Annotated in this window: 16 protein-coding genes and 1 pseudogene; 11 read left to right on the top strand and 6 right to left on the bottom strand. The window is 43.6% G+C overall.

Annotation, left to right across the window (positions count from 1 at the left end; genetic code table 11):
• Positions 1–26 precede the first annotated feature (26 nt).
• Positions 27–1,070 (bottom strand): threonine aldolase family protein, encoded by a 1,044-nt coding sequence (locus tag HMPREF2918_RS09810; RefSeq protein ID WP_070595460.1) that lies wholly within the window; start codon positions 1,068–1,070, stop codon positions 27–29.
• 117 nt (positions 1,071–1,187) lie between these two features.
• Here HMPREF2918_RS09810 and HMPREF2918_RS09805 point away from each other — a divergent pair, with 117 nt between their 5' ends.
• The gene (locus HMPREF2918_RS09805; protein ID WP_070595458.1) at positions 1,188–2,069 is read left to right on the top strand and encodes a LysR family transcriptional regulator; all 882 of its coding nucleotides are present in this window, start codon (positions 1,188–1,190) and stop codon (positions 2,067–2,069) included.
• Positions 2,070–2,109: 40 nt separating this feature from the next.
• Here HMPREF2918_RS09805 and HMPREF2918_RS09800 read toward each other — a convergent pair whose 3' ends face one another.
• The 3 genes from HMPREF2918_RS09800 to HMPREF2918_RS09790 all read right to left on the bottom strand — a co-directional run bounded on the left by HMPREF2918_RS09800 (position 2,110) and on the right by HMPREF2918_RS09790 (position 5,167).
• Positions 2,110–3,528, bottom strand: a complete 1,419-nt coding sequence (locus HMPREF2918_RS09800) for a VWA domain-containing protein (RefSeq protein WP_238676484.1) — start codon at positions 3,526–3,528, stop codon at positions 2,110–2,112.
• A gap of 301 nt (positions 3,529–3,829) precedes the next feature.
• Positions 3,830–4,705: a LysR family transcriptional regulator gene (locus tag HMPREF2918_RS09795; protein ID WP_070595454.1), complete on the bottom strand. Its 876-nt coding sequence runs from the start codon at positions 4,703–4,705 to the stop codon at positions 3,830–3,832.
• Positions 4,706–4,816: 111 nt separating this feature from the next.
• Entirely contained in the window at positions 4,817–5,167 is a 351-nt protein-coding gene (locus HMPREF2918_RS09790) for a helix-turn-helix domain-containing protein (RefSeq protein ID WP_070595451.1), read from the bottom strand.
• Positions 5,168–5,559: 392 nt separating this feature from the next.
• Between HMPREF2918_RS09790 and HMPREF2918_RS09785 the strand changes: the two genes are divergently transcribed.
• Together HMPREF2918_RS09785 and HMPREF2918_RS09780 are read left to right on the top strand one after the other, a co-directional pair.
• A complete protein-coding gene (locus HMPREF2918_RS09785) occupies positions 5,560–7,185 on the top strand; it encodes a malolactic enzyme (RefSeq protein ID WP_070466726.1) in 1,626 nt (541 codons plus the stop codon).
• Between the two features lie 82 nt (positions 7,186–7,267).
• Complete coding sequence (locus tag HMPREF2918_RS09780; protein WP_049506358.1) at positions 7,268–8,215, top strand: AEC family transporter; 948 nt, start codon at positions 7,268–7,270, stop codon at positions 8,213–8,215.
• Between the two features lie 100 nt (positions 8,216–8,315).
• Here HMPREF2918_RS09780 and HMPREF2918_RS09775 read toward each other — a convergent pair whose 3' ends face one another.
• Together HMPREF2918_RS09775 and HMPREF2918_RS09770 are read right to left on the bottom strand one after the other, a co-directional pair.
• Complete coding sequence (locus tag HMPREF2918_RS09775) at positions 8,316–9,125, bottom strand: Cof-type HAD-IIB family hydrolase (protein ID WP_070595448.1); 810 nt, start codon at positions 9,123–9,125, stop codon at positions 8,316–8,318.
• Between the two features lie 12 nt (positions 9,126–9,137).
• On the bottom strand, positions 9,138–9,881 hold the full coding sequence (locus HMPREF2918_RS09770) for a DeoR/GlpR family DNA-binding transcription regulator (RefSeq protein WP_070588684.1): 744 nt from the start codon (positions 9,879–9,881) through the stop codon (positions 9,138–9,140).
• 177 nt (positions 9,882–10,058) lie between these two features.
• Here HMPREF2918_RS09770 and HMPREF2918_RS09765 point away from each other — a divergent pair, with 177 nt between their 5' ends.
• The 8 genes and pseudogenes from HMPREF2918_RS09765 (at position 10,059) to metE (ending at position 20,563) form a co-directional block, all read left to right on the top strand.
• Positions 10,059–10,628: a sugar O-acetyltransferase gene (locus tag HMPREF2918_RS09765; protein WP_031574556.1), complete on the top strand. Its 570-nt coding sequence runs from the start codon at positions 10,059–10,061 to the stop codon at positions 10,626–10,628.
• On the top strand, positions 10,625–11,389 hold the full coding sequence (locus HMPREF2918_RS09760; protein WP_070588686.1) for a nucleoside phosphorylase: 765 nt from the start codon (positions 10,625–10,627) through the stop codon (positions 11,387–11,389). Before HMPREF2918_RS09765 ends, HMPREF2918_RS09760 begins: the two co-directional genes overlap by 4 nt.
• A 31-nt stretch (positions 11,390–11,420) precedes the next feature.
• Entirely contained in the window at positions 11,421–12,803 is a 1,383-nt protein-coding gene (locus HMPREF2918_RS09755; RefSeq protein ID WP_070588687.1) for a TrkH family potassium uptake protein, read from the top strand.
• Positions 12,804–12,812: 9 nt separating this feature from the next.
• Positions 12,813–13,478, top strand: a complete 666-nt coding sequence (locus HMPREF2918_RS09750) for a potassium channel family protein (protein ID WP_023919047.1) — start codon at positions 12,813–12,815, stop codon at positions 13,476–13,478.
• A gap of 353 nt (positions 13,479–13,831) precedes the next feature.
• A pseudogene (locus tag HMPREF2918_RS11715) lies at positions 13,832–13,927 on the top strand (CPBP family intramembrane glutamate endopeptidase); the annotation flags it as partial.
• Positions 13,928–14,073: 146 nt separating this feature from the next.
• Complete coding sequence (locus HMPREF2918_RS09745) at positions 14,074–16,305, top strand: glycoside hydrolase family 31 protein (protein WP_070595446.1); 2,232 nt, start codon at positions 14,074–14,076, stop codon at positions 16,303–16,305.
• Between the two features lie 69 nt (positions 16,306–16,374).
• Entirely contained in the window at positions 16,375–17,982 is a 1,608-nt protein-coding gene (locus tag HMPREF2918_RS09740; protein ID WP_070588689.1) for an alpha-glucosidase, read from the top strand.
• Between the two features lie 331 nt (positions 17,983–18,313).
• A complete protein-coding gene (gene metE / locus HMPREF2918_RS09735) occupies positions 18,314–20,563 on the top strand; it encodes a 5-methyltetrahydropteroyltriglutamate--homocysteine S-methyltransferase (RefSeq protein ID WP_070588691.1) in 2,250 nt (749 codons plus the stop codon).
• Positions 20,564–20,608: the final 45 nt, after the last annotated feature.

The raw sequence follows: 20,608 nt of genomic DNA, 5'->3' as shown, positions 1-20,608 counted from the left end.
AGGTGAGCAACCGATCCCTTCAAGCCCTAGAGTGACTCAATCACCTGGCAGAGCGCCTCTACATCTTCCTTTCGAGTGGACCAGGAGGTCGCAAAACGAATGACGGTCAGTTCGTCATCATACTTTTCCCAGAAGGAGAAGACCGCTTTCTCAGAAAGTTTTTCCATCTGCTCTTTGGTCACCAAGCAAAAGATCTGGTTGGTAGGATTTTCAAAATAGAGAGGGAGTCCTGCTCTTTTACAAGCTTGACGGATCTGATTGGCATCAGTAATCGCATCTTTGCCGATAGTGTCATATAAATGATCCTTGAACAATTCGTCAAATTGGATGCCTAACAATCTGCCTTTAGCTAAGAGAGCACCGTGTTGCTTGATGATGGTGGTCATATGAGGCAGAAGACGAGGATTGGGAATGACTACCGCCTCTCCAAACATGGCCCCGCACTTGGTGCCACCGATGTAAAAAGCATCACAGAGCTGGGCGAGGTCGGCTAGAGTCACATCATTTTCAGGACAAGCCAGAGCATAGGCCAGGCGTGCTCCATCGACAAAGAGTTTGAGCTCGTGCTCTTTGCAGACGTGAGCAATGGCTTCCAATTCAGATTTGCTATAGAGGGTTCCAAGCTCAGTCGGTTGTGAGATGTAGACCATGCCGGGCATGACCATGTGTTCGTGATTGCCATCTGCCCAGTACTCTTCAATGATTTCTTTGATTTGTTGGGCGGTCAATTTTCCGTCTGCTGTATCGAGTTCTAGAACCTTGTGGCCGCCAAACTCGATAGCCCCAGCCTCGTGCACACTGACATGCCCAGTTTTCGCTGCGATCACCCCTTGATAAGATTGAAGGAGGCTATCAATCATGATTTGATTGGTTTGGGTCCCGCCCATAAGAAAGCGAACTTCTGCTTGGGGACAGTCACAAGCCTCTCGAATCCGTTCAATGGCACTCTCAGTAATCGGGTCTGTCCCATAACCTGTCATTTCCACTTGGTTGGTTTCCATCATCCGCTTAAGGATGTTAGGATGTGCTCCTTGTAAATAGTCGTTGGCGAAATTCAGTTGTGTTTTCATTTGGTTGCTTCTCTTTCTTTATTGATGCTATTAGTTTAAAATAATTTTTGATATTACACAAACGGCAAAAACTCATCTTATCTATGATATAATGGAATAGATAAGGAGGAGAAGTTTATGGATGCCAGTAAATGCCAAGCTGTTTTAGTAGCGAGTGAGACCGGCTCTTTTTCAGCCGCAGCTGAACAGCTGAACTATACCCAGTCAGGGATTACAAGGATGATCTCGAGTTTAGAGGAAAAGTTGGACTTTCCAATTTTCATCCGCAACAAAAAGGGCGTTCGCTTAACGGAAAATGGGCAATTGATGTTGCCTTATTTTAGAGAGATTGTCGATGCCAATCAGGTGGCGGTCGAAGTCAGTGAGGAAATCAAGGGCTTAGTCAGAGGTTCCATCACAATTGGCTGCTACTTTAGCGTGTCCTCCATGTGGATGCCTAGCCTCTTAAAAGCATTTTCCGAAACCTATCCATCCATTCAGATTACTCTGTTAGAAGGTGGAAATAAGGAGATTGCCAAGTGGCTAGCTGAGAAATCTGTCGATATTTGTCTGTGCGCGGAGCCTCAGGATAGTGGAGAGTACAGCTGGAAAGAATTGTATCGAGACCCCTTGGTGGCTTGGTTGCCGAAAAATCATCCCAAGGCCGAACAAAAGACTTACAAAATTAAAGATCTGGAAACAGAAGATTTTATCCACACCTTACCTGGTCAAGATACAGACCAAGACCGTTTAATCAAGCAAGAAGGCCTTAATCTGCAGACACGATTCACAACAAAAGACGGCTTTACGACCTATCAGATGGTCAAGGTTGGTCTAGGAGTCAGCTTTAACCAAGCGATGATCGCAAGAGACTGGAAAGAAGAAGTGGTGCAAGTTCCGCTCAGTCCGAAACGCTTTGTTTCTCTTGGGATGGCCCTCCCTAAAAAAGAAAAAGTATCTCCAGCTGTTCAACGATTTATGGACTGTTTAGAGCAATGGATGGTAGAGTTTTTGGAATAGAGATTGAAAAAGGCCTAATCATTTGATTAGGCTTTTCATGTTAGTCTTTCTTTGTTTTACGAGAGAGGCCAAAGGCAGCACTCATGCTAAGAAGACCAAGGCCAAGAGTTGTCAAGGCAATTGAGGTCTTGCTTCCTGTATTTGGAAGACTTGCTTCTTTTTGAGGAAGAGCTGCAGGTGCGATATAGACTGCTGTTTTGGCAGGCTCGTTTTTAGCAGGTGTGAATACAGTCGGTTTCGCAGGGGTTACAACAGCCGGTTTTTGAGGAGTAGGAGTCGGTGTTGCAGGCGTTTGGATGCTAGGAGTTTGTGGTTTTACTTTCGCCACACGATGAGTTTTTGAGATCAACTCATACTTGTCTGTTTGGACTTTGAAGACACGACCTTTTTGGACAGTTTCAACGACTTTATTGGCAAATTGAACGTTCAACAAGTTAGCAAAGTTTTTGTCGATATCTAAGTAGAGACCATTTGTTCCATTGACCAATGGATCAAAGTCTTTTTTTTCACGTGTTTCACCAACCACTGTCAAAGAGATACCAGCATCTTTAAGGGCTTTCAGTGTCGCTTCTTTTGTTGGTGTATCCTTTGTAAGATCAATGTCCTCATCTGTAATCAAGAAAGCAAAGCGATGGTTGTTTGCCCCAGTCCCCCAGTTGTAGTCTCCTGAAGTAGCGATATGATGCAATGGAACAGTAGCATTTTCATAGTAGCCTTTAGTTTTAATGGTTTTCAAAGCAGAAATGAAACTTTCTGTATCACTTGTGAACTTAGATCCATTGAAATCATGGTATTTAACTTCACTAGCTCTTTCGTATTCAACCAATCCTAAACGAGCTTGAATATTTTTTGCCGATAGATTGCGAACGAAGGTCTCGACATTCTTCATCGTATCCCTGATGTGAGAATCCATTGAAGTTGATTTGTCGATGACAAAGACGATGTCGGATGTTCCTTGAACTTCTTTTTTATTGACGATATCGGCTTCTTTTGTAACTTCGACCACAGTTGTTTTATTGACTGTTTCAGTTGTTGTCTCAGTGTAGTCAGCTGTTTCTTTAGTGGATGTAGCTGTCTTGGTAGAAGAGACTGGTTTTGAAGTGCCAACAGGTGTGTCTTGATCTGCTAAGCTAGTCGTTTTGATGGTTGCTGTTGAGGTAGTGGTTGTATCTGCACCGTCTGTTTTAGCAGATGGGCCAGTTTTTTTAACGTCCACAGCGATAACATCCCCAGTTTTTGCTTTATCAACAGGAACAACTGGTGTATTGGCTTTGGCGTTGATTTCTTCGGTTGCAGCCGTGATAGGCGATTTTGCTGCTGTAGTAGCTGCAGGAGTAGCTTGGGTTGTTGCAGGTGCAACGTCATCAGCAGAAGCAATAGTTGTTCCTGTGAAGACAGTTCCTAAAACAACGGAAGCTAAAGTTAAAGTTTGTTTACGTGAAATAGTATATTTTTTCAAAATACGTCCCCTTTTTAATAAACTTTTTTCTATCATACAGGTTTTTGAAAAACTTGTCAACGGTATAATAATCAAGGGTTTTGTCTACTTTTATATCCCTAATTATTAATAAAAAGCCTAACAAGAAAAATATACACAAAATAATTTAAATATACAAAGTGTATAAAAGAAAATAGGATTCCCACAAATTTGCAGGAATCCTTATTTTATCGGCATTTCTACTATTTTTTTTAGTCGTAAAAAATACTAGCTAGTCACTTTTTTTATGTTTCTGCATTAGCACTAAGAACAAAGACTACGACTAGTTTAGTAATTTTTCAAAGAATTGGATGACCTCCGGTTTGAGATTACTTTCCTTCGGTTCAACTAGTGAAACGTAAAAACTAATCCGTTCATTTTCTGCCATCGGAATTGCGATCAGTTCTTCTTCACCATCTGTTAGTGCAAGATCTGCTAGTAAACTGATCCCCACTTGTTTACGAAGGAGTTGTTTTAGAAGCTGAATATCATCCGTCTGAAAGAAGGGCGTAGCCTCATGGTGATAGCGCTCATTCAACTGTTCAAAGGCTTTTAAATGAACAAAGTGCTCATCTGGAATGATAAAATCTTCATCGATGACGTCTGAAAATTGTAATACTTTTTTTGAGGCTAGTGGATGGTTGTGATGAAGGATATAGAAGAGATCTCGTTTGGCCATTTCTCTTACCTGGAAGCGATGATCTTTAATCGGTTCTAAACTCCCTAAAAAACTAGTATCTAGTTCTCCTTTGGAAAGCATTTCTAAAAGTTCAACAGACCCTTCTTGGACAGGATGGATACTTTGAAGAGCTGCAACATTACTGATAAAGGCGGGTTGTTTTCGGACAAGATAGTCAATGATGATTGGTGGGAAACCAATCGTATTGAATTGAGAAAGACTCCGGAGGATCTCTTTTTTAGCCCCTTGGATCTCAGGTAAGATCTTATGAATATGTCGTAGCAAGATTTCTCCTTGGGGCGTTAATTTGAAAGTACGGTGAGAAGGATCGTGCGCGATTAATGGGCAGTGAAATTCCTTTTCTAGTCGTTTAACCGCATAGGAAACGGATGGTTGACTGATCCCGTGTTTTTGGGCAACCCCAGTAAAGGATTGCTGTTGACTAAGATCAAGAAAATAATAAAAGTCCTTAAGATTCATTGGGCTCCCTCTTCTAAATAGACAGACATGGATAAGCAAAAATTATCCGTGATAGCTAATTTGACTATATGATTTTTTGTTTGTTACAATCTGAGGTGAGTCAGAGGACCATTAAAGGCTATCTAAAAGATCTTCGAAAATCGTTAGGATCTTCTCCCTTTTTCCAACTGGAAGTTGCTTAATTTTCATATTTACTCTCTTAAGTGAAAGGCTGTCGGTAGAATCTGAAGACACTTCGAGTGAATTAAAATTGAAGAATTCTTCAGGCGTTAACTCAAGAGCAGCAATGACTTTTTCAAGACTGTGAATGGTCAGATTCACGTTTTGATTTTCCAATTGATTGATGTATTTTAATCCAAGATCTGCCCGTTCCGATAGCTCCTCTTGACTCATGTTTTGTTTTTTTCGCAAATATTTGACCTTTTGCGCTATATACCGTTGTAAATAATGTTTTGTTTTCATGTAACCAGAATACAAGTTTTAAATGACAAAAATAACACCTTAAACAAAACAAAGTATTTTATAACAAACATATTTTAGATTTATTATCTATGGTTTTTATAGGTATTGATCATCATAAGTGGAAAAAAGAGTACCTGAAAACAGTGGATCTTTTGATGAGAATAACCTTCTAAAAGGTGGAAAGGAACAGGCTTTTTTAAGAGATGACCGTGACTATCTAGGAAGTGATGGATAAACCTATTATTTTGTTATCTATTGAAATCGCATCATTTTCGGTTGTATCGCCTGAACTTTCATTGAGTGATTCATTCATATTGTATCATATATAGAACAAAGTGTCATTTAATGCAAATAAGTGGTATAATAAATTAAACTAATAAGGAGGTCACATGATGACTGCACATGATATTTTAAACAACCCTTTCCTCAATAAAGGAACTGCCTTTACTTTAGAGGAACGTAAGCAACTAGGTCTCATTGGCCTCCTACCACCTTACGTTCAAACCATTGAAGAACAAGCAGCGCAAACTTATGCGCAAATGCAAACAAAGGTTAATGATTTGGAAAAACGTTTGTTCCTAATGGAAATTTTTAATACAAATCGTACTCTATTTTACTACCTATTTGCTCAACATTTGGAAGAGTTTAATCCCATTGTTTATGATCCAACTATTGCCGATACCATCGAAGGCTATAGCGATCTTTTTGTAGACCCACAATATGCGGCCTATCTTGACATCAATCACCCTGAAAATATCGAAGCGACTTTGAAAAATGCAGCGGGTGATCGTGAAATTCGTCTTATTGTTGTGACAGATGCAGAAGGTATTCTCGGTATTGGTGACTGGGGTACAAATGGTGTCGATATTTCTGTTGGGAAACTGATGGTCTATACTGGAGCTGCAGGAATTGATCCTTCAATGGTACTTCCTTTGGTCATTGACGCAGGTACCAATCGTGAAGAACTTCGTAACAATCCTAATTACTTGGGAAATCGCCACGAACGTGTGCGTGGTGATCGTTACTATGATTTTATCGATCAATTTGTCCAAACTGCAGAACGTCTTTTCCCTAAACTCTACCTTCACTGGGAAGATTTCGGTCGCTTAAATGCTGCCAACATCCTTGAAAAATATCGAAAACAAATCCCAACCTTTAACGATGATATCCAAGGAACTGGTATTGTAACCCTTGGTGGGATCTTTGGGGCATTGGATATTACAGGTGAAAAATTAACGGATCAAGTTTATCTCTGCTATGGTGGTGGGACTGCTGGTGCAGGGATTGCTTCTCGTGTCCTTCGTGAAATGGTTAGTGAAGGTCTGCCTGAAGAAGAAGCTTATAAACGCTTCTTTATGGTCGACAAACAAGGTCTCCTTTTTGATGATATGGATGACTTAACGCCGCAACAAAAACCATTTGCTAAGAAACGTTCTGATTTTGCCAATGCAGATCAGTTGACGGACCTTCTTGAAGTAGTGAAGACGGTTAAACCAACCATTCTTGTGGGAACTTCAACTCAGCCAAATACTTTCACAAAAGAAATTGTAGAAGCTATGTGTGAAAACACTGAACGTCCTATCATTTTCCCATTGTCAAACCCAACCAAACTAGCTGAAGCAAGTGCCAAAGATTTGATCGAATGGTCAGACGGAAAAGCATTTGTTGCAACAGGAATTCCAGCTGGTACAGTTTCCTATAAAGGTGTGGACTACGTGATTGGTCAAGCGAATAACGCACTGATTTATCCAGGTCTTGGACTTGGTATGCTGGCTTCTGAAGCGAGTCTGTTGACGGATGAAATGATTGGAGCTGCCGCACATTCATTGAGTGGTATTGTCAATCCAGGCGAACCAGGAGCACCAGTCTTACCTCCATTCAAGTATGTAGCTGATGTGTCTATCAAAGTAGCAGAAGCAGTTGCTAAAAAAGCGCAAGAACAAGGTCTTGCGCGTGCTCAAGAAACAGATATGGCTAAAGCGGTCCGTGATTTGAAATGGTACCCAGAATATAAATAAGTAAATGGGAATGGGGTGTACGAGTGCGACGGGATGCCTCGTACACCTTTTGTGTATGTCTTGTTAGATAGAAAGGGAGACTATGGAAATCTTTTTAACGTCAATTCAGAGTATTGTACCCATTATCGTCATCATCATTCTTGGTTATTTCTTGCAAGTCCGCGGTTGGTTCCAAGAGAGTTTCGGAAATGACTTGTCTAAGCTCATTATGAACGTGGCCATGCCTGTTGCAATTTTCACCTCTGTTCTTAAATATTTAACTTTAGATAAGCTGATTAGCTTGTCTGGCGGTTTGTTGTACACGTTTATCGCCTTCATTCTTGGTTACCTAGCGGCCTTTATCGCAGTGAAAGTTTTTAAAGTGCGCCCAGGTCGTCGAGGGACTATGATTAATACCTTTGTTAATGCCAATACCATATTTATTGGTTTGCCTTTAAATATCGCTTTGTTTGGAAATCAAGCCCTTCCTTACTTCTTGGTTTATTATATTACAAATACAGTATCTACTTGGACATTAGGTGTCTATCTGATGACTTCTGATAGTAAAGAAGGGGCTTCAAAACAGGCTCAAACATTTAATTGGAAGAAGCTTTTCCCAGCTCCTTTATTAGGTTTTCTCGTAGCCCTCGTCTTTTTGGTGTTGCGTATTCCTGTTCCAAGTTTTGCGGAAAGTACCTTGACTTATATTGGTAGTTTAACAACGCCCTTATCTCTTGTCTATATCGGTATCGTCCTAGCTAAGGCAGGACTTAAGACGATTCGCTTTGATAAAGATACCATTATCACACTGGTTGGTCGTTTTATTCTTGCACCGGTCATCATGCTCTTGGTTCTGAAGTTCTTCTCTCCAAATATGGTGGCACCAGAATTTAGAACCTTTATGATTCAATCAGCAACACCAGCCTTGGCAGTTCTTCCTATCCTTGCCAATCAAGGTAAAGGTGATGTTGAGTTTTCAACGAATGTGGTCACTCTCAGCACAGTCTTATTTGTGATTGTGGTTCCAATTCTGCAGACATTGTTGGGATAGCATTTATATGAAAATGGTGTAGTTTTAGTGCTATACATTCGTCAATAGATCTATAAAAGGACGTCGGGTATTATACTCGACGTCCTTTTTAAACGGATGACTAAATCAACACATAGGTTTCAACCGCTTGCCCAGCCCCGTTTTCATTGTTGGTCTTTGTCACGACTGCTGCTCCGTCTTTCACCTCTTGAGGAGCGTTGCCCATAGCGACCCCGATGCCTGCTTTTTTGAGCATAGGAAGGTCATTGAAGTTGTCCCCCATGGTGAGGACTTCTTCTAAGATCAAGTGGTAGTGGTTGGCGAGTTCAACCAGAGCATCCTCTTTAGAGCCGTGCTTAGCCGTGACTTCTAGGTAGTTGGCTTTGGAGAGATAAAAGGCGGTAGAAGGGAAGTCGTCGGTAGAAATAGCACGATAGAGGGCTTGGATCTCTTCTGCTTCCCCAATTAAGAGCAATTTGTGGAGGGGCTTTGTCGCATCCAGTAAAGGATCCAATAGGGGAAGAATGATAGGTTTTTCTCCTGTAATCCGGGCCTCCTCTTGGCTCCATTGGTCGAGATGATCGGTCATCCAGTCTTTTCCACTATAGAGGTTGATCGAAACCTGAGGAAAGTGTTGGTTGGCCCAATCAATAAATTGACGGGCTTCAATCTTGTCTAAGGGATGCTCAAACAGAACCTGCTCTCCTTTTTGGATCAAGGCTCCATTGTAGCAGGCCATAGGACAGTCTTCTATGCCGAGCTCTTTGGCAATGGGTGCCATCCCTTTTGGAGAGCGAGCAGAGGCCAGCACGAAAGGAATCTTTTCACGCTTTAAATCCGGGATCAATGATGCTAACTGTGGATCGATCTGATGGTGGTCATTTAAGATGGTGCCATCGATATCGCTGATGATGAGACGAATGTGAGACATAAAGATTACCTCCTAATAGAGAATAGTGGTTTCGTTGCCGACTTGTTTAAGGATTTCAGGGCTTGGTTTTTGGTCGGTAATCCAATAATCAAATTGCTTGAGACGAGCAAGATAGTAGTTGGCATTTTGGGAGAACTTGCTGCTTTCTGCCACAAGGATCTTGGTACGAGCTCGTTCAAAAACGAGAGACTTGACGGCAACGTCTTCAGCATCCTCAAAGGTGACTTCGCCATTGGCTAAGCTACTCGCTCCAAAAAAAGCGAGATCAAAGCGAAGATTGTCCAGTATTTGTGCTTGATTCGCGTCATAGTAGAAGCGGTTTTTAGGGTAGAATTTTCCTCCTAAAAGATGAAAGTCAACCTGGGAATGGCTACTGAGCTGGATGGCATTGTCAAGGGAATGCGAATAGATTGTGACTTCCTTATTAAGCAAACCAGCAAGCAGGGTCATCGAGGTGGAAACATCGAGAAAGATCACTTGTCCATCTTGGATCAATTGCAGGGCCTTTTGAGCCATGGCAGTCTTTTCCTTGTTGGCTTTCTGACTACGGTCTAGATAAGAAGGGCCGGGTTCTTTGTTTAAGGGAAGGAGACCACCATGGGTTCTGCGGACCAGCTGGCGTTGGCTAAGAAGGGCAAAGTCTCTGCGAATAGTATCTTTTGAAACCTTAAAGTAATCAACCATTTCTTTAGCCGATAGCTGTTTTCGCTCTTCTAAGAGTTCTAATATTTTTTCGAGTCGCTGTTCCTGGTACATGAATTCGCTCCTTATTTCTGTTCTTGTCTTCATTGTACACCATTTTGTAAGTGGATGCAAGTTTTGTTAAGTTTTTTTAAGTGTTTACGATCTTTTTTCTTGCAAACCCTTATTCTGACGTTTGTTTTAAAGGGGGAATTCTGCTATAATATGTCAAAATAACGTGGAGGTTTCCTTATGGCCAGTGAATATGAAAAAATGATTGCGGGTGACTACTATAGACCTGCGGACCCTGAATTACGGGCTTTGGCCCAATCCTCTCGGGAGAAACAAGAAGCTTTTAACCAAGAGGTGGATCCTAAAAAAGGGGCAGCTATCATCAAAGAGTGGTTTGGATCAACCGGTGAAAACCTCTATCTCAATCGTCAGGTTCTTGTGGATTATGGGGTCAACATCCATCTAGGAGAAAATTTCTATGCCAATTACAATTTGACCATGTTGGACATTTGTCCCATTACGATCGGCAATAATGCCATGATTGGTCCCAATTGCCAATTTTTGACGCCCTTGCACCCACTGGATCCAGACGAGCGCAATTCTGGTCTCGAGTACGGAGCTCCGATTACGATAGGAGACAACTTCTGGGCAGGAGGAGGCGTTACTATCCTTCCTGGAGTGACGCTGGGTGATAATGTGGTCGCTGGCGCTGGGGCAGTGGTCACCAAGTCCTTTGGAGACAATGTGGTCCTTGCAGGAAACCCAGCCCGTGTCATTAAAGAAATACTCGTCAAAAAGGAGAAACAATGATCCATAAACATGAAATACCCATTTTAGAGTTTGACGACAATCCGCAGGCAGTCATTATGCCGACCCATGAGGGGTTAGACCTGCACCTACCCGAAAAATGTGTTTATGCTTTCCTGGAGGATGAGATTGATCGCTTTGCCAAAGCTGTTGGAGCCAAACAAGTAGCTAGCTTTGTCTCAGCTACCAAGGTCTATCCGGTCTATGTTATGGAGCACCAAGGAGAGGAAATCTGCTTGGCCCAAGCGCCAGTTGGATCTGCAGCTGCTGCCCAATTCATGGATTGGTTGATTGGCTATGGGGTGAAGAAGATTATATCGGCAGGTAGCTGTGGGGTCTTGGTGGACATAGAAGAAAATGCCTTCTTGATCCCTACCAAGGCCTTGCGAGATGAGGGAGCCAGTTACCATTATGTGGCGCCCTCCCGTTATATAGAGGTGGACGGCCGTGCCCTGACTGCTATTGAAACAGTTCTCAAACAAGCGTCCATTCCTTATCAAGAGGTCATGACCTGGTCGACCGACGGTTTTTATAGGGAAACACCTGACAAGGTGGCCTATCGCATCGAAGAAGGGTGTAGTGTGGTGGAGATGGAGTGCGCCTCCCTTGCTGCAGTGGCTCAACTTCGTGGGGCGGTTTGGGGCTTGCTCCTCTTTACCGCAGATTCTCTTGCAGACCTGGAAAATTATGACCAGCGTGACTGGGGCTCTGAAGCATTCGAGAAGGCCTTAGAATTATGCCTAGAAATGGTTCATTACTTGTAGGTCTATTCTCTTTTTATGATACAATGAAGCTATGTTAGTGAAATCATATTTTAAACAATGGCGAGCCAAACTGACTCGCCTGTCTCCGGCAAGGCGGATCTTTCTCAGCTTTGCCTTGGTTATCCTGATGGGCTCGCTCTTACTGAGTTTGCCCTTTGTCCAGCAAGTAAGCTCAACAGCAGGCTATATCGATCACCTCTTTACAGCAGTCTCTATGGTTTGTGTGACGGGGCTTTTTACCCAGTCGGTGGCTTCGACCTATAATGGCTGGGGGCAATTGATTTGTATGCTCTTGATCCAGATTGGGGGATTAGGGATTTTGACCTTTATCGGTCTCTTCTTTATGGAAGGTCGCCAAAAGCTCAGTTACAAGGATCGGCAGACCATTCGGGATAGCTTTAGTTTTAGCAATAACCAGAGTTTGGCCCGTTTTGTCCGCTCCATCTTTATTACCACCTTTACCATCGAAGGACTGGGGGCCTTGCTCCTCATGACTCGCTTTATTCCTCGCTTTGGCTGGGGCCATGGGATCTTTAACTCCATCTTTGTTGCTGTCTCGGCCTTTTGTAATGCGGGCTTTGATAATTTTGGGGGCGATAGTATGATGAGTTTCCAGACCGATTGGTTGGTCAATCTGACCTTGTCTGCTCTGATCATTACCGGAGGCTTGGGCTTCATGGTCTGGTTTGACCTAGCCACCAAGGCCCGCAATCAATCAGGGCGGCGAACTCTTCGCTTCCATACCAAGGTGGTTCTCTGGTTAACAGCTGCGATCCTTCTCTTTGGGACAGTGACTAGTCTTTTGACCGAGTTTAATAATCCAGCAACGATTGGGTCCCTTCCATTAGGAGAGAAGATCTTGGTCAGCTTCTTCCAAACTGTCAGTATGCGGACAGCTGGTTTTGCTTCGCTAGATTATACAGCAGTCCGGCCAGTGACGCTCTTTATCTATCTCTTACAGATGTTCCTAGGAGGAGCACCAGGCGGGACAGCAGGAGGGATGAAGATCACCACCTTCTTGGTGCTGATTCTCTTAGCGCGCAAAGAGTTGCTCGGCTTGCCACATACCAACCTGGGTAAACGCACCATCGCACCAGACTTGGTCCAACGCTCTTTGGGGACGGCAGTGATTTTCCAGTTGACTTTTCTCCTTGGACTCTTTGGTCTTTGTCTCGTGACTCCGGATGGTCAACGCTTTTTGTACCTGGTCTTTGAGGCAGTATCGGCTCTAGCGACAGTAGGTGTGACAGCCAATGTGACCTCGACCTTAAATGGGGCGGGACTAGGCATTATCATGGTCCTCATGTTTATCGGTCGGATCGGCCCCTTGACCCTTATGGTCAGTTTGAACAATTACAAAGCTAAGAAGGCAGATGCCTTGCAATATGCTAAAGCAGACATCATTATCGGATAGGAGAGACTTATGGCAAATCGTACCATTGGAATTTTAGGATTAGGAATTTTTGGACAGAGTGTCCTGAAAACCCTGCAAGACCAGGATGTGGATATTGTTGCGATTGATGATCACGCAGATGTGATCAACCAATATGAATCCATGATTACGACTGGAATTGTTGGAGACATTACGGAGTTGGACCTCTTGGATGCAGCAGATATTGGGAACTGTGACACAGTCGTGATCGCGACGGGTGAAAACCTGGAGTCCAGTGTGCTGGCTGTCATGCACTGTAAGGCACTAGGTGTCGAGCACGTCATTGCCAAGGTCAAAAATGAAGTGACCAAAGAAATTCTGGAAAAGATTGGGGCTGATTTGGTCATCCTGCCAGAGGTAGAAGCAGGCATGTCCCTCGCTAAAATGGTTCTTTTCCAACACCGGATTGAAGTTTTCCAGTTGGATGAAGAAGTGGTAGTAGTCGAGTTTACGGTTCCATCCAGCTGGGTAGGAAAAAGCCTTCAGGACTTGGCTGTCAGAGAGGAGTACCATCTCAACATTATTGGTTATCGAGATGCGGAAGATCAACCGCTTCATATTCAGATTGCTCCCGACTTTATCTGGCCAGAAGGGGTGCGCGTGATGGCGGTGACAGACAACCAGTATCTGGATAGAATCCAAGACTTGTTAGACTAATCGTGTAATTGAGAGTGGGACAGAAATTGGTCATTCGTTAGAATTCGATTTCGTCGTCCCACCTCCGCACAGTTAAGTAGGGCTGTAAAAGCTGATGAAACCAGTGTAGTAGAGCCCACTCAACCACTGCGTCTTGCTCAACAATCCAAAAACAATTAAGAGGCTAGGACTTTTGTCCCGGCCTCAGAATGTTGATAACCTATTTCTTAACTAAAATAGGTGAAATGATTCTGCAGAAATATGATTTTTAATTTTTACTCCGCAGACACCCTCTGTATCTTAATTTAGTCATGGAGCTTCCTGGATTGCTGAAATCATCCACTGGATAATTTCACCTAACGTCCGTCCTCAAGGTCGTCAAGAATCTCTTGCCATTTTTCCTCATGCATGCCTTGGCAGATATGTTTGGATCGAGTCTCATGTATCTCTTGATCCATTGGGGAAGTTGATCTTATAAAATTTTAGGAAAGGCTCTGTCAGGTGTTGACAGGCCTTTTTTTGAGTGCTATAGTAAAATCGTAAACGCCTACACGGAGAGGCGGAGCAGATAAAAAGCGGGCAGTCAGATGCCCTATAAAAAGAGGAGGAAAGACAAATGGCAGGATCAGTGATACAGGGAGAGAACTACCGAATCTCCGTATTAACGGAATCTTTGGTTCGCTTGGAATACTCAGAGGATGGTGTTTTTGAAGATGGTCAGACGCAAGTTGTGCAAAATCGTGATTTTGGACCTGTTGCTTATGAGGTCGTAGAGACAGAAGAGGTCCTCGATCTGCATACGGAGCATCTCCACCTTCATTTTGAAAAGGGACCTTTTACACCGGATCGGCTTTTTATCGAGCTCAAGGGTCAGTATGCAGTCTATGGTAGCCGGTGGCACTATGGAGATCAGCCTGAGACCTTGAAAGGGACCAGTCGGACGCTTGACGAGGTCGATGGAGCTATGGAGTTGGAAGATGGGATCTTGAGCAAGGCCGGTTATGCTCTTTTGGACGATTCCAGTTCCTACTTGTATGATGTCGAAAGCGGATATAGAGCACGGCCATGTCCAGAAGTGGATCTGTATTTCTTCGGTTATGGGCGCGATTATCTAGGGGCCTTGAAAGATTTTTACCATCTGACGGGACAACCACCCCTCTTGCCACGTTATGCTCTGGGAAACTGGTGGAGTCGGTATTGGCCTTATACCAGTCAGGAGTACACAGATTTAATGGATCGTTTCAAAGCTGAAGGGGTGCCTTTGGCTGTCAGTGTGATCGATATGGACTGGCATAAGACAGCGATTCCTGCTCGCTTTGGAAGTGGTTGGACGGGCTATAGTTGGAACCGGGACTTGATTCCTGATCCAGCAGCCTTCTTACATGGTCTTCATGAGCGTGGTTTAAAGGTGACCTTAAATGTCCATCCAGCAGATGGCATTCGCGCCTTCGAAGATGCTTACCCTATGGTTGCAAAACGCTTGGGATTAGATGCGGAAAAAGAAGAAGCGGCTAGCTTTGACTTTTACAGTCCAGCCTTTCGCGAAGCTTATTTCGAAGATGTCCACCATCCCTTGGAAAATCAAGGAGTCGACTTTTGGTGGATTGATTGGCAACAGGGAAGTCATGGCAAGATGGATCCCCTTTGGTTGTTAAATCACTATCATTATCTAGACAATTGCCGAAAAGGCCAAGCTGGTCTCATCTTATCGCGTTATGGGGGTCCTGGCAGCCACCGGTATCCGATCGGTTTTTCAGGGGATACCATTGTGACTTGGGAATCCCTAGCCTTTCAACCCTATTTTACCAGCACAGCTTCAAATATCGGTTATACGTGGTGGAGTCACGATATTGGTGGCCATATGCGGGGTTACTATGATGAAGATTTGGCTCTTCGCTGGTTGCAATTTGGGGTCTTTAGCCCGATCAATCGTCTCCATAGTTCTTGTAATGCCTTTAACAGCAAGGAACCGTGGTTTTACTCGCCTGAGACCTGTCGCTGGATGAAGCAGTATTTGCGCCTGCGTCACAGCTTACTGCCTTATCTTTACACCATGAATGTGGCGACGCATGAAGAAGGACTGCCTTTGGTTCAGCCTCTCTATTACCATTACCCAAACGAAGAAGAGGCTTATGAGGCTAAAAATCAATATTTCTTTGGTAGTGAACTCATGGTGGCCCCAATTACAGAGGCTCTGGATCCTGTCTATCATAGTGCTTCTGTGAGTGTTTGGTTCCCAGACGGAGTTTGGTATGATTTCTTCCATGATTGGAAGTACGAAGGAAAAGGCAAGCTTACAGTCTTTAGAGCTAGCCAGGATATTCCGGTCCTTGCGCGTGCAGGAGCCATCATCCCTATGGATGCACAACCGCAGACAGGGGTAGAGCTCCCAGAAATGCTGGACTGGCATCTTTTCCCAGGTGACAATCGTTCCTTCGTACTCGTCGAAGGAGAAGGAGATAACAGGGTTGAAACCCGCCTAACTGTCAATTGGGATGAAAGAAAGATTAGGCTGGATGTAACAGGTGATCGAACGCTGCTTCCTGAAAAGAGACAGCACCGGTTCTTCCTCCATACCTTTGAGACAGCCCCTATCTTAGTGGACAATCACAGTCAGGAGATTGCGATGGGTGAGCTGCAATCGCGTCCTACCGCAAAAGAAGATCGGATGTTTGAGCTCTTGAAATCTGCCAACCTGGCCTACGATAGAAAGAATGAATTATTTGCGACTTGTTCAACAGCCAAGGATTGGAAACAGTTGATGAAGATCATTACGCCTTTAGAGGAAGGTTTGCGTCAACGTCTCTTTGAAGTGATTTATTCCAGTGAAGAGAATGAAGACTTGTAAATTCTTGCAATTTCACCCCTATTATTGTAAGATGAAAGTGATTTCACAATCATAAAGGAGAAGAAAAAAATGGAACAAAAATGGTGGCATAATGCCGTAATTTACCAAGTTTATCCAAAGAGTTTCAAGGATAGTAATGGCGATGGCATCGGGGATCTCAAGGGGATCACGAGCAAGCTAGACTACTTGGAAAAATTAGGGATTACAGCGATCTGGCTCTCACCAGTCTACAAGAGTCCCATGGATGATAACGGCTATGACATCTCGGATTACGAGGATATTGCCTCCATCTTTGGGACTATGGAAGATATGGAAGAATTGATCGCAGAAGGCCATAAACGCAAGATCAAAATCATCATGGACTTGGTGGTCAACCATACCTCTGATGAGCATGCTTGGTTTATCGAAGCACGTGAAAATCCAGATAGTCCAAAGCGGGATTTCTATATTTGGCGCAATGAGCCCAATGGTATTATTTCTGCTTTTAGTGGCTCTGCTTGGGAATTGGATGAAGCATCAGGCCAATACTACCTGCATAACTTCAGTAAGAAGCAACCAGACCTCAACTGGGAAAACGAGGAGCTTCGTCATCAGATCTATGACATGATGAATTTCTGGATTGACAAGGGGATTGGTGGCTTCCGTATGGATGTCATCGATATGATCGGTAAGATCCCAGATCAGGAAATCATCAGCAATGGTCCCATGCTCCATCCTTATTTGAAGGAAATGAATCAAGCTACCTTTGGCGATAAGGATCTGCTCACCGTGGGAGAAACTTGGGGAGCGACTCCAGAGATTGCTAAGCAATATTCCAATCCAAAAAATCAAGAATTGTCCATGGTCTTCCAATTTGAACACATTGGTCTTCAATACCAACCGGGTCAACCAAAATGGCACTACGCTAAGGAATTGGATGTGCCAAAATTGAAAGAAATTTTCACCAAGTGGCAGACGGAATTAGGAAAAGACGAAGGCTGGAATTCCCTCTTTTGGAACAACCACGATCTCCCACGGATTGTGTCAACTTGGGGGGATGATGGCGACTACCGTGTCAAATCTGCCAAGGCTTTAGCAATTCTGCTTCACTTGATGAAGGGGACTCCGTATATCTATCAAGGAGAAGAAATCGGGATGACCAATTATCCATTTCAGACCCTCGAGGATGTAGAAGATATCGAGTCAATCAACTATGCCCATGAAGCCTTAGAAAAAGGAGTGCCACTCGAAGTGATCATGGATCAGATCCGCCATATTGGTCGGGACAATGCACGGACACCGATGCAGTGGAATGATGAGGCAGAAGCTGGCTTTACGACAGGTCAACCATGGCTTGCGGTCAACCCAAACCACAAAGAGATCAATGTTGAGGCTGCTCTAGCAGATCCAGACTCCATTTTCTATACCTATCAAACTCTGGTGGCCTTGAGAAAAGAGTATCCTTGGCTTGTGACGGCTGATTATGAATTGGTGGACGCAGTAGACAAGGTTTTTGCTTACAAGCGGGTAGAAGGAGTGCAAGCCTACCTCGTCGTTGTCAATCTCTCAAGTCAAGAGCAAGACTTACCACTTGTCAATGGAGTTGAAGAGGTTCTCATTGCCAATACCAAGGTGGAGCAGGTCCTCGAATCGGGCAAGTTAGCCCCTTGGGATGCCTTCTGTGTCAAATTAGCCTAATGAAGCAAATGAAAAAAATTAAGGAACGAACTTCCTTATAAAAGCAGGTCTTTCTCAGTAGAGAAGGCCTTCTTTAGTTTTTAGGGGCTGTTCTTCTAGCAGAATCCGCTCAAAAATCCGCTTAAAATCCGCTCAAAAATGGTTTTGGGGATGCTTGGGTTATAGGAAATATTTATAAGAAGTCCTAGTTTTTGATTTTGATTTCTGCTCTCAAGGCCTATTAAATCTGTGTTATAGTTTTTGGCTATATCAAAATTCGTGTAAAAGCAATTATACAAGACGGCTATCTTCTGATATGATAGTGTCAATTAGAATTTTTGGAGGACACAACATGTCAACTACAATTATCGGTTTCCCACGTTTGGGTGAATTCCGTGAATTAAAATTTACAACTGAAAAATACTTTAGAAAAGAAATCTCAGCAGACGAGCTCTTGGTAGCTGCTAAAGACTTGCGCGCAAAACACTGGAACATTGTTAAAGAACAAGGCATCTCAGAGATTCCTTCAAATGACTTCTCACACTACGACAATTTCCTTGATGCGGCCTTCCTTTTCAACGTCGTGCCTGCATCTGTTCAAAACTTGGATTTGACAGACCTTGAACAATACTTCGCTTTGGCGCGTGGTTACCAAGGTGAAAAAGGGGATGTCCGTGCCCTTCCAATGAAAAAATGGTTTAACACCAACTACCATTACATCGTTCCTAAATTTGAAAAAGCGACAGAAGTGAAATTGGCTGGTCACAAGATTTTTGATGAGTACCAAGAAGCCAAAGAATTGGGGATCAACACTCGTCCAGTAGTGGTTGGACCATTCACTTTCCTTCAATTATCTGACTTTGAAGATGGTGTGAAAGCTGAAGACTTCGTCGACAGCTTGGTTGCTGCTTACCAAGAAGTCTTTGCCAAATTGGCTGAGCTTGGTGCGACTCGTATTCAACTCGATGAGCCAGCTCTTGTCAAAGATTTGTCAGCTGAAGAAAAAGCTCTCTTCTTGAACCTCTACAACAAACTCTTGGCTGACAAGAAAGGCCTTGAAGTCTTGATCCAAACTTACTTTGGTGATGTTCGTGATGTCTACAATGATCTTGTGAACTTGCCAGTAGATGGTATTGGTCTTGACTTTGTTGAAGGCAAGAAAACACTTGAACTCGTTAAAGGTGGCTTCCCAGCTGATAAGACCCTTTATGCAGGTATTGTGAATGGGAAAAACATCTGGCGCAACAACTATGAAAAGAGTTTGGAAATCTTGGATCAAGTTCCAGCTGAAAAGGTTGTCTTGACGACTTCTTGCTCCCTTCTTCATGTGCCATTTACAACGGCTAACGAAGATTTTGAACCAGCTATTTTGAACCACTTCGCCTTTGCAGTTGAAAAATTGGGTGAATTGCGTGACTTGGATGCCATCCGCAATGGTCAAGGGGCAGAAGCTCTTGCTGCCAACAAAGAACTCTTTGCAACAGAACGCGTTGGAGCAAATGCTGAACTTCATGCTCGTATCGCAGCTTTGACAGAAGCAGACTACACTCGTTTGCCAGCTTTCGCAGAACGTGAAGAAATCCAAAAAGAAGCCTTCAAGCTTCCAGCACTTCCAACAACTACCATCGGTTCATTCCCTCAAACTAAGGAAGTACGTGCCAAACGTTTGGCCTTCCGTAAGGGTGAATTGACACAAGAAGAATACGATGCCTTCCTTGCTGAAACGATCGACGAATGGATCAAATGGCAAGAAGAAGTTGGATTTGACGTACTTGTACACGGTGAATTCGAGCGGAACGATATGGTTGAGTACTTCGGTCAAAACTTGTCTGGTTACCTCTTCTCTAAAAACGGTTGGGTACAATCATACGGTATGCGTGGGGTGAAACCACCAATCATCTGGGGAGATGTGACTCGTCTCAACCCAATCACTGTGAAATGGTCTAGCTACGCACAAAGCCGTACAGACAAACCTGTTAAAGGGATGTTGACTGGACCTGTTACCATTCTTAACTGGTCATTCCCACGTGAAGACATCTCTATCAAGGATTCTACTCTTCAAATCGCTCTTGCCATCAAGGATGAAGTTCTTGACCTTGAAGCTGCAGGCGTGAAGATCATCCAAATCGACGAGGCTGCTCTTCGTGAAAAATTGCCACTCCGTCGTAGCGACTGGTACGAAGACTACCTTGACTGGGCGATTCCAGCCTTCCGTTTGGTACACTCAACTGTAGCACCAGACACCCAAATCCACACTCACATGTGTTACTCAGAATTTACAGATATCATCCCAGCTATCGACAACTTGGATGCTGACGTCATCTCATTTGAGGCAAGCCGTTCAAACCTTGAAATCTTGGATGAGTTGAAAGCAAAAAACTTCCAAACAGAAGTTGGACCTGGGGTTTACGATATCCACTCACCACGTGTCCCACAAGACGGTGAAATTGATCATACCATCGAAGCAATCTTGGCAAAAGTACCAAGTGGCAAAGTTTGGATCAACCCTGACTGTGGTTTGAAGACTCGTGGAATTAAAGAAACAAAAGAAAGCTTGATCAAACTCGTTAATGCTGCTAAAGAAGCGCGTGAACACTTGTAAGAAATGTTTCGAGGACCTTCTATCATCGTGTAGAGGGTTTTCGAA

This window comes from Streptococcus sp. HMSC065C01 (assembly GCF_001813525.1).
Classification (GTDB): domain Bacteria; phylum Bacillota; class Bacilli; order Lactobacillales; family Streptococcaceae; genus Streptococcus; species Streptococcus parasanguinis_V.
The sequence above is the reverse complement of the archived record's forward strand: the minus strand, read 5'-3'. Positions and strand labels throughout refer to the sequence as shown.